The sequence below is a fragment of the Micromonospora sp. NPDC000316 genome (assembly GCF_042898885.1).
GTDB lineage: Bacteria > Actinomycetota > Actinomycetes > Mycobacteriales > Micromonosporaceae > Micromonospora.
This window is the reverse complement of sequence record NZ_JBIAZG010000001.1, coordinates 793,916-806,742: the sequence shown is the minus strand read 5'-3', so window position 1 is coordinate 806,742 and position 12,827 is coordinate 793,916. Positions and strand designations below refer to the sequence as shown.

The following is a 12,827-nucleotide window of genomic DNA, read 5'->3' as shown; positions in this document are numbered from 1 at the left end:
ATCCACAGTTACTGAGCGTATTTCGCCTGCTTATCGCAGAGTGCGCATTGCTCGATGTGTTCAGGTGGCACCACGTGTCATGGGCAACGGCTACCGTGCGCTGATGGACCTGGCGTACCTGCGCGAGCACCCGGCACACCTGCCGACGTTCCTGACCCACCAGCGGATCCGGGAGACGCCTGTCGCTGGTGGGAACATCTGCGCCGCCGCCCGGCTCACCCTGGACGACGGCCACTCCGTCTTCACGAAGTCCTGGCCCGAGGGGGCCGGCCGGCCGGTGCCGGAGGGCTTCTTCGCAGCCGAGGCCGCCGGGTTGCGGTGGCTGCGGGAGGCCGGGGCGGTCGGCGTACCCGAGGTGATCGTGGCCCTGCCCGAGCTTCTGGCGCTCGACTGGGTGGAGCCCGGCGAGCCGACGCCTTCGGCGGCCGAGCGGTTCGGTCGGGACCTGGCCGACCTGCACCGGGCCGGTGCGCCGGCCTTCGGTGCGACCTGGCCCGGCTTCATCGGGGCCCTCCCACAGGACAACACCCTCGACGACCGGGGGTGGTCGACGTGGTTCGCCGAGCGTCGGCTCGCCCCCTACCTGCGACGATCGGTCGACAGCGGCGCGTTGACGGGCGCTGACGCCGCGTTGGTCGAGCAGGTGATCGGCCGGCTCGGCGAGTTCGGCGGGGACGAGCCGGCCGCCCGCATCCACGGTGACCTGTGGCCGGGCAACGCGCTGTGGGGGGCCGACGAACGGGTCTGGTTGATCGACCCGGCGGCGCACGGCGGGCACCGCGAGACGGATCTCGCCCAGTTGGCGCTCTTCGGCGGTGTCCCGCATCTGGCCCGGGTGCTTGCCGCCTACCGGGAGGCCTGGCCGCTGCCCGACGGCTGGCGTGAACGGGTGCCGCTGCATCAACTGCATCTGCTGCTCGTGCACACCGCGATGTTCGGCGGCGGTTACCGTGACGCGGTTGTCCAGGTCGCCCGCGTCGCCCTGGGCGGGGTCGAGCGCGCTACGGTCGACAGGTGAGCGTCGCCCCGCCGACCGACGGCGTCCTCGTCGACCGGTACGCCCGCGTCGCGCGAGACCTACGCGTGTCGCTCACCGACAAGTGCAACCTGCGGTGCACCTACTGCATGCCTGCCGAAGGGCTGCCCTGGTTGGCGGGTCCGGAGTTGCTCACCGACGACGAGGTCGTCCGGCTGGTCCAGGTCGCCGTCGAGCGGCTCGGCGTGACCGAGGTGCGGTTCACAGGTGGTGAGCCGCTGATCCGGGCCGGGCTGGTCGACATCGTGGCCGCGATCGCCGCCCTCGACCCTCGCCCGCGCATCTCGCTCACCACAAATGGCATTGGCCTCGACCGGCTGGCCCCGGCGTTGGGCGAGGCCGGTCTGGACCGGGTGAACGTCTCACTGGACACCCTCGACGCGGACCGCTTCACGCAGCTGACCCGCCGGCCCCGCCTGGACGCGGTGCTTGCCGGGCTCGCCGGGGCGGCAGCCGCCGGGCTGAACCCCGTGAAGATCAATTCGGTGTTGATGCGCGGTGTCAACGAGGACGAGGCGCCGGCCCTCCTCCGCTTCGCCGTCGACCACGGCTACCAACTGCGGATCATCGAGCAGATGCCACTGGACGCACAGCACGGCTGGGACCGGGCCACGATGGTGACCGCCGAGGAGATCCTCGCCTCTCTGCGTACCCGATTCGATCTCAGCCCCGACCCGACCGAGCGCGGCGCGGCCCCGGCGGAGACGTGGTTGGTCGACGGCGGGCCGGCCCGGGTCGGCGTGATCGCAAGCGTCACCCGCCCCTTCTGCGGCGACTGTGACCGCACCAGGCTGACCGCCGACGGCCAGGTCCGCGCTTGCCTGTTCGCCACCGAGGAGTCCGACCTCCGGGGGGCCCTGCGCTCCGGCGCGACCGACGACGAGTTGGCTCAGCGGTGGCGCACCGCGATGTGGGGCAAGCGTGCCGGGCACGGCATCGACGACCCCACATTCCTCCAGCCGACCCGGCCGATGTCCGCGATCGGGGGTTGAGGGGTGGCGCTCAAGCCGCTTACCGTCCGCTACTTCGCCGGCGCGCGTGCCGCCGCCGGGCGTTCCGAGGAGATGACGCCCGCCGGCCGGTCACTCGACGACCTCACCGCCGATCTGGCGCAACGGCACGGCGATCAACTGGCCGCCGTTCTGAGGGTCGCCAGTTTCCTCGTGGACGGCGTCACCTGTCATGATCGAAAGGCACCCCTGCCAGGCGGGGCCACGATCGATGTCCTGCCCCCGTTCGCGGGCGGCTGAGGAGGCGCACAGATGTTTGCCGTAGTCGGCTTCGTGGCCGTCCTGGCTCTGGTCACCGGCCTCATCCACCTCTACCTGTGGAAACGGCTCGTTCGGGACGCCACCACACCGGGCCGTTGGCGGCGGGCCGGCGGAATAGCCGCAGTGGTGTTGGCGCTGCTCGTGCCTGTCACCATGGCTGGGACGCAGGCCGGCCTCTACTGGATCGCCTGGCCGGGCTATCTCTGGCTCGCGCTGATGTTCTATCTGCTGGTCGTCCTCGTCGTGCTGGAAGTGCCGATGCTCGTCACCCGGCTGGTGCTACGCCGCCGGGTGACCGCCGCCGAGCCGGCCACCGCGGCGCCCGAGCCCGCGCTCGTCGGCGCCGCCGGGCCGACCGATCCGCCGGCCGCCGCGGCCGTGCGGGCACCGGACCACGACCCGGCCCGCCGGCTGCTGCTGGCCCGCGGGGCGGCCATCTTCGCCGGGCTCACCGCCACAGGCATCACGGGGTACGGCATCCGCACGGCCCTCGGCCCGCCACAACTGGACCGGGTGCAGATCCCGCTCGCCAAGCTCCCCCGCAGCATGGACGGTCTGCGCATCGCCACCGTCTCCGACATTCACCTCGGCCCGCTGCGCGGGCGTGCGCACACCGAGCGGATCGTCGCCGCGATCAACCGACTCGACGCCGACCTGGTAGCGGTCGTCGGTGACCTGGTGGACGGCTCGGTCGCCGAGTTGGGCTCGGCCGCCGCACCACTGCGTGACCTCCGATCGCGGTACGGCAGCTTCTTCGTCACCGGCAACCACGAGTACTACTCGGGGGTGGAGGAGTGGGTCCAGGAGGTGGACCGGCTCGGCCTGCGGGTGCTGCAGAACAAGCGGCAGGAGATCCAGGCGCGGGGTGGCGTGCTCGACCTGGCCGGTGTGAACGACCTGTCCGGCACGGGCACCGGCCTCGCCGCCGGCCCGGACTTCGCCGCCGCCCTCGGTGACCGTGACACGAGCCGGCCGGTGATCCTGCTCGCACACCAGCCGTTGGCGGCGGTGGAGGCGGCAACGTACGGCGTCGACCTGCAACTCTCCGGGCACACCCACGGCGGGCAGATGGTGCCGTTCAACCTGGCCGTCCGACTCGAACAGCCGGTGGTCAGCGGCCTCGGCGAGGTCGACGGCACAAAGGTCTACGTGACAAACGGCGCCGGTTTCTGGGGTCCGCCGGTGCGGGTGGGCGCCAAGCCGCAGATCACTCTTGTGGAGTTGCGCTCGGCATAGCGGACGTCACGTCCGCGCGTGGCGGCAGGCGGCCGGCGCGGCGGGCGTGACAGGATGCGGCGTGCCCCCGTTCAGCGCCGTACCCCCCGGTGGCCTCCCGCCATTCGTCGCGGACCTGCACATCCACTCGAAGTACTCGCGCGCGTGCAGCCGTGACCTCACGACTCCGAACCTCGCCTGGTGGGCTCGGCGTAAGGGCATCGGCCTGCTCGGCACCGGCGACTTCACCCACCCCGCCTGGTACGACCACCTGCGGGAGACGCTGCGTCCGGCCGAGCCGGGGCTCTACCGGCTCGACCCGGAAGCGGAACGGGACGTGGCCCGCCGGCTGCCGCCCCGACTGGCGAGCTCTGCCGAGGCGGACCCGGTCCGGTTCATGTTGAGCGTGGAGATCTCCACGATCTACAAGCGGGACGACCGGACCCGCAAGGTGCACCACCTGATCTACCTTCCGGACCTGGACGCGGTGGCCCGGTTCAACACCGCGTTGGGGCGGATCGGCAACCTCGGCTCCGACGGCCGGCCGATCCTCGGTCTGGACTCCCGGGACCTGCTGGAGATCACCCTGGAGGCGAGCCCGGACGGCTTCCTGGTGCCGGCGCACATCTGGACGCCGTGGTTCTCGGCGCTGGGCTCGAAGTCCGGCTTCGACGCGATCGCGGACTGCTACGCCGACCTGGCCGAGCACATCTTCGCCGTGGAGACCGGCCTTTCGTCCGACCCAGCGATGAACTGGCGGGTCGGCAGCCTGGACGGCTACCAGTTGGTCTCCAACTCCGACGCGCACTCCCCACCGGCCCTGGGCCGCGAGGCCACGGTGTTGACGGCCGAGCGGGACTACTTCGCCGTCCGGGAGGCGCTGCGCACCGGCGACGGCCTGGCCGGCACCATCGAGTTCTTCCCTGAAGAGGGCAAGTACCACGCGGACGGGCACCGGCTGTGTGGGGTCAACTGGACCCCGGAGCGCACCCGCGCCGCCGACGGTCGCTGCCCCGAGTGCGGCAAGCCCCTCACCGTGGGCGTCCTCAGCCGGATCGAGGAGTTGGCGGACCGCCCCGAGGGGCACCGGCCGGTGAACGCCCGGCAGGTCACCCACCTGGTGCCGCTGGCCGAGATCCTCGGTGAGATCAACAAGGTGGGTGCCCGGTCGAAGAAGGTGGAGGGGCGGCTCAACGAGCTACTCGCCGCGCTCGGCCCCGAGCTGGAGATCCTCACCACGACGCCGTTGCCGGACATCGCGCAGGCCGGCGGCGAGTTGCTCGCGGAGGGCATCGGTCGACTGCGGCGCGGCGACGTACGCCGGGTGCCCGGTTACGACGGCGAGTACGGCGTGATCACCCTCTTCGATCCCGCGGAGCTGGGAACGAGTGCCGGCGCGGCGCAGGAGACGCTGTTCGACGTACCCGTGCCGGCGCAGCGGCGGCCCGCGGAGCCGGCGGCCCGTTCGACGGCCAAGCGCCCGGCGGCGGCGAAGGTGGAGCCGAAGCGTAGGGCTCCGGCCCCGCCGCCCGCCCCTCCGATCGCGTCGCCTCCGTCGCCGCACGAGCCGTTCGAACCGATGCTCGCCGGAATGGAGGAGGTCGGCACCGGCCTGCTGGACCGGCTGGACGCGATGCAGCGGGTGGCCGCGTCCGCGCCTGGCGGCCCGCTGCTCATCGTGGCGGGGCCGGGCACCGGCAAGACCCGGACGCTCACCCACCGGATCGCGTACCTCTGCGCGGAGCTGAACGTCTTTCCCGAGCACTGCCTGGCCATCACCTTCACCCGGCGGGCGGCCGAGGAGTTGCGGCACCGCCTGGACACCCTGCTCGGCCCTGTCGCCGAGGACGTCACAGTCGGCACGTTCCACGCGCTGGGGCTGACCATCCTGCGGGAGAACGCCGACGCGGCGGGGCTGCCGACCGACTTCCGGATCGCCGACGACGGCGAACGCGCGGCGGCCCGGTCGGAGGCCGGCGACGACCTCGCCAGCTACGTCGCGCTGCTGCGCAAGCAGGACCTGGTCGACCTGGACGAGCTGGTGAGCCTGCCGGTGGAGCTGCTGCGGGCCGACCGGAAGCTTGTCGAGCGATACCGGGACCGCTGGCGGTGGATCTTCGTCGACGAGTACCAGGACGTCGACGCGGTGCAGTACGAGTTGCTGCGACTGCTCAGCCCCGCCGACGGCAACCTGTGCGCTATCGGCGACCCGGATCAGGCGATCTACTCGTTCCGGGGTGCCGACGTCGGCTACTTCCTGCGCTTCTCGCAGGACTTCACGGACGCCCGGCTGGTTCGGCTCAATCGCAACTACCGCTCGTCGGCACCCATCCTGGCCGCCGCCGTGCAGGCCATCGCGCCGTCCTCGCTGGTGCGGGGCCGGCGACTGGACCCGGCCCGGCTCGACCCGGAGGCGCCGCTCGTCGGTCGGTACCCGGCGGCGTCGGTCGCCGAGGAGGCCGACTTCGTGGTCCGTACCGTCGACGAGTTGGTCGGCGGGCTGTCCCACCGGTCGCTCGACTCGGGCCGGATCGACGGCCGCTCCACCACGCTGTCGTTCTCCGACATCGCCGTGTTGTACCGCACCGACGCGCAGGCCGCCCCGATCGTGGACGCCCTGGCCCGAGCCAACATCCCCGTCCAGAAGCGCTCACACGACCGGCTGCGGGACCGGCCCGGGGTGGCGGCCATCGCCCGCGAGCTGCGGCACGCCGACGGGTTGGCCGGTTCACTGGCCGCCCGTGTGCGCCTGGCCGGGCAGGTCGTCGCGGAACGGTTCGCGGTGCCCACCCTCGACGGCGCCGGCAGCGCGGTGCGCCCCGAGGACGTCCGCTCGGCGGTGGACCTGCTGACCCCGCTGGCCCGGCGCTGCGGCGACGACCTGGAGTCGTTCCTGTCGCAGTTGGCCACCGGAGCCGAGGTGGACGCCCTCGACCCGCGCGCCGAGGCGGTCACGCTGCTCACCCTGCACGCCGCGAAGGGCCTGGAGTTCCCTGTGGTGTTCCTGGTCGGCGCGGAGGACGGGCTGCTGCCGCTGCGGTGGCCCGGCTCGACACCCGACGAGGACGCGGTCGCCGAGGAGCGCCGGCTCTTCTTCGTCGGCCTGACCCGCGCCCAGGACCGGCTGTACGTCAGCCACGCCGGCCGTCGTACCCGACACGGCGTGGAGCGTGACTGCGCACCGTCACCGTTCCTCGGTGCCATCGACCCGGGCCTGTTCGAACGGTTCGGCGAGGCCGAGCCGCGCCGCCCCAAGGACCGTCAGCTCCGCCTCATCTAGCTGTCACGCCAGGAGCACGGCGAGCCAGGCGCCCGCGAGCAGCGCCGGCCCGAGTGGCAGTAGCGTGTCCCTGCGGACCCGCCGCGCGGCGAGCAGACCGAGCACCACGGCACCGTGCAGCAGGTGCGGCAGGAGCAGCCCGGCCAGCAGGGCGTCCCGGCCGAGCCAGCCGAGCGGCAGGCCGAGGACCGCGGCGAGCTTCACGTCCCCGAAGCCCAGCCGGGACCCGGGCAGCAGGGCCAGCAGCAGGTGCGCCACGCCGGCGACAGCCGCGCCAGCAAACGCATCGACCAGCCGTCCGGGAGTGCCGGCCAGCAGCGCCGCGCCGGTGAGGCCACCGAGGGCCAGCACACCGGCGGCACCGACCAGCGGGTCGGGCAGCCGTAGGCAGGCCAGGTCGACACCGGCCAGCACCAGCCCCACCGCCGCCACCGCGAGGAACACCGGCAGCGCCGGGTCAGCACCCAGCGCGGCGGCGAGGCCGACGAACACACCCGCCGCGAGCAGCGGACCGAGCCAGGTCGAGGCGCGCCACGGTCGCGGCCGGGTCGAGGGGCGCCACGGTCGCGGCCGGGTCGGCGCGGCGGCGAAACGCACGGCAATCCGGGGTACGACGACACCGACCACCGCACCGAGCAGCGCTACAGGCACCAGCGCGGCGGCCGACATGGACCGGAGGCTACCTCCGGTCGTCCGCCGGCACGGCCCCCGATCGTGCTTTCGCGGCCTTACGACGGGGCCGTTCGGTGCTCACCACCAGAGCCACCCCGGCGACGATCACCGCGCCGCCGAGCAGCACCTGCCCGGTGATCGGCTCGGCCACCAGCAGTGCGCCGAGGGCCACCGCGACCGCCGGGTTCACATAGGCGTACGTCGAGACAAGCGAGATGGGTGCGTTGTGCAGCAGCCACACGTACGCCGTGAAGGCCACGAGTGAGCCGGCCACCATGAGGTAGGCAAGCGCCAGCCAGGACCGGGTGCTTACCGACGCCGGGTGGAAGTCGCGCAGTTCGCCCCGGGCGGCGGCGATGACGGCCAGGGCCAGCGCGCCGGCCATCATCTCGTACACGGTCGCGACGAACGGGTCGGCGGGCATCCGGATCCGCCCCGACAGGAACGACCCGACCGACCAGGCGGTGGCAGCGGCCACCACCGTCAACGCCCCGACCAGTGGCACCGCGTCCGCGCTGCCGCTGGGCAGCACCAGCAGGACCAGACCGACGAAGCCCAGCGTCACCCCTGCGAACGTCCAGAGCGGAGGGCGGTCCCCGGTCGCGGTGCGCAGCAGCACGACGAGCAGCGGCACGGTCGCCACCAGCAACGCGGCGATCCCGGACGGCACCGCCACCCCGGGCGGCCCGGACTCGGCGAGCACCACCAGGCCGTTGCCGCCGGTGAGCAGAAGCACCCCGATCAGCGCTACGGAGCCGAGTTGCCGCCGGTCCACCCGAAGGGCGCCGGGCCCTCGGCGCAACCGCAGCACCGCCGCCAACACGAGACCGGCGAGGGCGAACCGCAGGGCGGCCGAGAGCAGCGGCGGAAGCGTCTCCACGGTGACCCGGATGGCCAGGTAGGTGGAGCCCCACAGGACGTAGACCACGATCAGCGCGGTCCAGATCATGGTCGGTGCGGCGCCGGCGCGGCGGCCTGGGGCGGCTGCGGCACTCGGTGGGGATGAGCTCATCGGAGGACCACGCTACGGTGACCTCGGAGTCGGCGTCGCATGGGTGGCCGCCTCTCTCACCAGCCTGGAGGGCGGCATGACGAACTACGGACCGCCGGGTGGCGGCGGCGGAGGACCGTGGCCTGGGCAGCGACCCGACGACACGCCCGAACGGCAGGCCCGGCAGCCCTATCCGCCCGCACCTCAGGGGCGGCCGGGGTCCTACGGCGACGGTTCGTACGGCGTGCCCGCCGCACCGTACGGCGGCAGGCCGGGGGCAGCCTACGGTGGTGAGCGCGGGACGCCCTACGGCGGTGAACGCGGTGGGACGCCGTACGGGACCGGCGCTCCGACGCCCTACGGTGGCGCGTACCGGCCCGCCGAGGCGAACCCGGCGTACGGCGCCGAGGCGAACCCGGCGTACGGGGAGCCGTACGACGGCGACCCGTACGGTGGGGACCCCTCGCCCGCCCCGAACAAGCGTGGCCGGGGGCCGCTGATCGCGGTGGTGGCCGTCGTGCTGCTGATGGTGGCGGGCGGCGGCGCGTACTGGTTCCTGCGCGGGTCGGACGACGCGGCCCCGGTGGCCGCGCCTACCGGCTCGGCCGCTACCGGGGAGCCCGACGCGGACGTGACCGAGCCGACCGAGCCGGTGCCGAGCGCCGCGGCACCGGAGTCGTCGGCGGATCCACGGTTCGCCACCGTCGGCCAGTGTGTGCGCAACGACGGCGCGGCAGGCGGCAAGCCCAAACTGCTGATCAGCGACTGCGCACCGAAGTCGTACGAGGTGCTGCGCCGGATCGACGGCGCGACAAGCGGTGAGCGCGATGCCGAGGCCAAGTGCGCAAAGGTCGAGGGCTACACCAACTGGTACTTCTTCGACAGCGAGTTGGACACCCTCGACTTCGTCCTCTGCCTCAAGCAGCGCTGAGGCCATCCACCTCTGGGGATGACATGACGACCTACGGATCATCGGATTCCGGCCAGCCGGACGACGACCCGTCCCGGCAGCAGTGGGGCCCACCGCCGCCCGGCGCAGAGCCGCCGCCCGCACCGGCGTGGGGTCCGCCGCCGCTTGAGTTCGGGGCCGGTCAGCCGCCACCGGGGCCGTTCCCGCCCGCCGGGCCGACCCCGGGCCAGCCCGGTCCGTTCCCGCCCGCCGGGCCGACCCCGGGCCAGCCGGGCGGGGTGTGGGGTCCGCCGGCACCGGGCGGGTACCCGATGCCGCAGTCCCCGCCGGCGAACAGCTCCGGCCGGAAGATCGCTCTGATCGTCGCGCTTGTGGTGCTGCTCCTGCTCTGCCCCTGCCTGGGCCTCGCCGGCTGGGCGGTCTTCACGGTCGCCAACGACAGCAACGACGCCGCGCCGGTGCCGTCGGAGAGTGCGCCGACTCTGCCCAGCGACGCCCCGACCCCGGCGACGCCAACGCCGACGCCGACGCCGGAGAGGGTTGAGTTCGCCAGGGGTGACTGCGTGGTGAACGACGGCACCGAGGCCGACGCCGAGCTGCGCAAGGTGCCGTGTGGTCCGGACACCTACCAGGTGCTGTTGCGGATTCCGGCGACGACCGACGGAGACCAGTGCAAGTCGTTGGCTCCGCAGGCGACCGCGAACTACGTGCACGACAACTCGGTCGACCTGTTCGACTACGTGCTCTGCCTCAAGAGACGCTAGGCGATTGGCAAAACTAGGCCTGTCTAGCTTGGACGCTAGACAGGCCTAGTTTTGCCTCGACGGCCTCAACACGCCGGTAGCCCCATCTATCCATATCTAGCCTGGCCGCTAGATGGGCCGATACTCTGCGATGCGTGGATCCGGTCCGCAACCCGTACGCCCCGGGCGCCGGTCAGCGCCCGCCCGAACTCGCCGGGCGGGGGCGGGAGCTGGACGTCTTCGACATCGTGCTGGAGCGCATCGCCCGGGGTCGCCCCGAACGCAGCCTGATGCTCACCGGGCTGCGCGGCGTCGGCAAGACCGTCCTGCTCAACACCCTGCGGTCCCAGGCGATCAATCACCTCTGGGGCAGCGGCAAGATCGAGGCACGTCCGGACCAGTCACTGCGCCGCCCCGTCGCCGCCGCGCTGCACATGGCGGTCCGCGAACTCGCGCCCCGGCACCGCGCACCCGACCGGATCGACGCCTTCCTCGGCGTCCTCAAGGCGTTCGCCCAGCGGTCCGCCCCGACCGGGCGGGCCGGCGCATCGCCGAAACTGCGTGACAGGTGGCAGCCCGGCATCGACGTGCCCGCCGCCAGCGGCCGCGCCGACTCCGGCGACATCGAGATCGACCTGGTCGAGCTGCTCAGCGACGCCGCCACCGTGGCCAGCGACGTGGGCACCGGCATCGCCATCTTCATCGACGAGATGCAGGACCTCGGGCCGGAGGACGTGTCGGCGCTCTGCGCCGCCTGCCACGAGCTGTCCCAGATCGGTGCTCCGCTGATCGTCGTCGGCGCCGGCCTGCCCCACTTACCGGCCGTGCTGAGCGCCGCCAAGTCGTACTCCGAGCGGCTATTCCGCTACCAGCGCATCGACCGCCTCGACCGGATCGCCGCCGACCAGGCGCTCTGCGCGCCGGCCGAGCGCGAGGAAGTGGAGTACGAGCAGAAGGCGCTCGATCTGCTCTACGAGAAGTCCGGCGGCTACCCCTACTTCGTTCAGGCGTACGGGAAGGCGACCTGGGATCACGCCCCGCGCTCGCCGATCACCGCCGCCGACGTACGGGTCGCCGCCCCGGAGGCGGAGGCGGAGTTGGCCGTCGGCTTCTTCGGCTCCCGGTTCGAGCGGGCCACCCCGGCCGAACGTGAGTACATGCGGGCGATGGCCACGCTGTCCCTGGTGGAGGGCGAGTCCAGCGGCGTCACTCGCGACGACATGGACGCGGCGGTGCCCACCGCGGAGATCGCCCGCGCGCTCGGCAGGAAGCCGGCCAGCCTCTCCCCGGCACGCGACGCGCTGATCAAGAAGGGGCTCATCTACTCCGGGGAGCGGGGCACCGTGGCCTTCACCGTCCCGCACTTCGGCAGGTACCTGCGTACCCAGCCGGCCTGACCACTCCCACAACCCAGGGCCGCGCCGCAAACCGGGACCAGAGCCCCGGTCGCGGGTTTCAGACCCGGGACCAGGGCGCCGGGAAGAGCACCTCACCCCGTGGCGGCGGCGCCTCACCACTAGCCGACGGCGGCAGCACCAGCGCCTGCCACGGCTCGCCGAGCCCGGACCACGGGCTGGTCAGGCCTAGCTCTCCGGCCGGCCGGAAGCCGAAGCGCCTGTAGAAGGCCGGAGCGCCGAGCACCACGACGATCCGCTCACCCAACTCGGTGGCCGCGTCCAAGGCGGCCTGGACCACAGCCGTGCCGTGGCCGACCCGCTGCCGGTGCGGCGCGACCCCCACCGGCCCGAGGGCCAGGGCTGACACGTCGACGCCTCGGTCGGGTCGCACCCGCACCCGGGTGAGCAGCGCGTAGCCGACGACCTCGCCGCCGTACTCGGCGACCATGGCGAGCTCCCGCAGCCACGCCTCGGTGTCGCGCAACTCGTCGACAAGGGCCACCTCCGGCGGTGTCGACACGTCCGGTCGGGCGAACGCGCCAGCCAGGACCCGACGCACCGACGCGCTGTCGGCCGGATCCTCGGGTCGGAGGCGCAGCGTCGTCACCCGCGCGACGTTACCCGCCGAGGCCGGTCCATCAGCGACTGTCGCTCGAATCGGCGTGGCGCGACGTGCACGTCCACCGATTCGGATCCGGCGGTTGGCAGGGTAGCGAACGCCGCGACGGGGTATGACTGATCCATGACGCCCGTACGCTCCCTCGCCCGAGCCATGTTGAGCGGCATCTTCGTGGTCAGCGGATACCGCAGTCTCCGTTCCCCCGAGCGGCTGGCCAAGAAGGCCGCGCCGGTGACCGATCGGGCGGCGCCACTGCTGCGGAAGGTGCACCCGAACTTCCCCACCGAGACCGAGCAGCTGATCCGCATCAATTCGGCCGTGCAGCTCGGTGCCGGGTTGATGCTCGCCACCGGGCGGCTGACGCGGCCCGCCGCACTGGTCCTCGCCGGCACCCTCGTGCCGACGACCATCGCCGGGCATCCCTTCTGGAACCAGGACGACGACAAGGCCACGCGCGACACGAACAAGGTTCACTTCCTGAAGAACCTCGGCCTGTTCGGCGGTCTGCTGCTCGCCGCGGCCGACACCGAGGGAAAGCCGGGTCTGCGCTGGCGCACCGGCCACCGCATCGGTCACTCTCGACGTTCCGTGGGGCGTGCCGTCCGGACGGCCAAGCGGGAGGCCCGGATCGCCGTCCGGTCCGCCGCGACCGCCCGGCGCATCCCGGGCTGACCTGCGTCGATCCACCTCTCG

Annotated in this window: 11 protein-coding genes and 1 pseudogene; 9 read left to right on the top strand and 3 right to left on the bottom strand. The window is 72.7% G+C overall.

The genetic code is table 11. The features are described 5' to 3' along the window. Positions 1-103: 103 nt before the first annotated feature. The 5 genes from ACFY2Q_RS03770 (at position 104) to ACFY2Q_RS03750 (ending at position 6,802) form a co-directional block, all read left to right on the top strand. Complete coding sequence (locus ACFY2Q_RS03770) at positions 104-1,018, top strand: fructosamine kinase family protein (RefSeq protein WP_387127593.1); 915 nt, start codon at positions 104-106, stop codon at positions 1,016-1,018. After that, positions 1,015-2,028 carry a GTP 3',8-cyclase MoaA gene (gene moaA / locus ACFY2Q_RS03765; protein WP_387127249.1) on the top strand — a complete coding sequence of 338 codons (1,014 nt, stop codon included), beginning with the start codon at positions 1,015-1,017 and terminating at the stop codon, positions 2,026-2,028. Before ACFY2Q_RS03770 ends, moaA begins: the two co-directional genes overlap by 4 nt. Positions 2,029-2,031: 3 nt before the next feature. Continuing rightward, a complete protein-coding gene (locus ACFY2Q_RS03760) occupies positions 2,032-2,286 on the top strand; it encodes a MoaD/ThiS family protein (protein ID WP_387127247.1) in 255 nt (84 codons plus the stop codon). 12 nt (positions 2,287-2,298) lie between these two features. Next, the gene (locus tag ACFY2Q_RS03755) at positions 2,299-3,543 is read left to right on the top strand and encodes a metallophosphoesterase (protein ID WP_387127245.1); all 1,245 of its coding nucleotides are present in this window, start codon (positions 2,299-2,301) and stop codon (positions 3,541-3,543) included. A 61-nt stretch (positions 3,544-3,604) separates the two neighbouring features. Next, entirely contained in the window at positions 3,605-6,802 is a 3,198-nt protein-coding gene (locus ACFY2Q_RS03750; RefSeq protein WP_387127243.1) for a UvrD-helicase domain-containing protein, read from the top strand. 3 nt (positions 6,803-6,805) lie between these two features. Here the strand turns inward: ACFY2Q_RS03750 and ACFY2Q_RS03745 are convergent, their stop codons facing one another. After that, entirely contained in the window at positions 6,806-7,471 is a 666-nt protein-coding gene (locus tag ACFY2Q_RS03745; protein ID WP_387127241.1) for a prepilin peptidase, read from the bottom strand. 10 nt (positions 7,472-7,481) lie between these two features. Next, positions 7,482-8,486, bottom strand: coding sequence for an EamA family transporter (locus ACFY2Q_RS03740; protein WP_387127239.1), 1,005 nt, complete (start codon positions 8,484-8,486; stop codon positions 7,482-7,484). A 628-nt stretch (positions 8,487-9,114) separates the two neighbouring features. Between ACFY2Q_RS03740 and ACFY2Q_RS03735 the strand changes: the two are divergent. The 3 genes and pseudogenes from ACFY2Q_RS03735 to ACFY2Q_RS03725 form a co-directional block, all read left to right on the top strand. Further along, positions 9,115-9,396: pseudogene (locus tag ACFY2Q_RS03735) on the top strand (hypothetical protein); the annotation flags it as partial. Between the two features lie 335 nt (positions 9,397-9,731). Further along, the gene (locus tag ACFY2Q_RS03730; RefSeq protein ID WP_387127590.1) at positions 9,732-10,139 is read left to right on the top strand and encodes a hypothetical protein; all 408 of its coding nucleotides are present in this window, start codon (positions 9,732-9,734) and stop codon (positions 10,137-10,139) included. A 134-nt stretch (positions 10,140-10,273) separates the two neighbouring features. Further along, on the top strand, positions 10,274-11,515 hold the full coding sequence (locus ACFY2Q_RS03725) for an AAA family ATPase (RefSeq protein WP_387127236.1): 1,242 nt from the start codon (positions 10,274-10,276) through the stop codon (positions 11,513-11,515). 58 nt (positions 11,516-11,573) lie between these two features. On the opposite strand, the gene ACFY2Q_RS03720 is transcribed toward ACFY2Q_RS03725, so the two are convergent. Beyond that, positions 11,574-12,122, bottom strand: a complete 549-nt coding sequence (locus ACFY2Q_RS03720) for a GNAT family N-acetyltransferase (RefSeq protein ID WP_387127234.1) — start codon at positions 12,120-12,122, stop codon at positions 11,574-11,576. A 135-nt stretch (positions 12,123-12,257) separates the two neighbouring features. On the opposite strand from ACFY2Q_RS03720, the gene ACFY2Q_RS03715 reads away from it, so the two are divergent. Continuing rightward, the gene (locus ACFY2Q_RS03715) at positions 12,258-12,806 is read left to right on the top strand and encodes a DoxX family protein (protein ID WP_387127231.1); all 549 of its coding nucleotides are present in this window, start codon (positions 12,258-12,260) and stop codon (positions 12,804-12,806) included. The last annotated feature ends 21 nt before the right edge of the window (positions 12,807-12,827 follow it).

What these genes read in the sequence shown, in the direction of transcription:
- ACFY2Q_RS03770 (WP_387127593.1), top strand. Translation starts at nt 104, where the DNA reads ATGGACCTGGCGTACCTGCGCGAGCACCCGGCACACCTGCCGACGTTC.
- ACFY2Q_RS03755 (WP_387127245.1), top strand. Translation starts at nt 2,299, where the DNA reads ATGTTTGCCGTAGTCGGCTTCGTGGCCGTCCTGGCTCTGGTCACCGGC.
- ACFY2Q_RS03745 (WP_387127241.1), bottom strand. Translation starts at nt 7,471, where the DNA reads ATGTCGGCCGCCGCGCTGGTGCCTGTAGCGCTGCTCGGTGCGGTGGTC.
- ACFY2Q_RS03740 (WP_387127239.1), bottom strand. Translation starts at nt 8,486, where the DNA reads ATGAGCTCATCCCCACCGAGTGCCGCAGCCGCCCCAGGCCGCCGCGCC.
- ACFY2Q_RS03715 (WP_387127231.1), top strand. Translation starts at nt 12,258, where the DNA reads ATGACGCCCGTACGCTCCCTCGCCCGAGCCATGTTGAGCGGCATCTTC.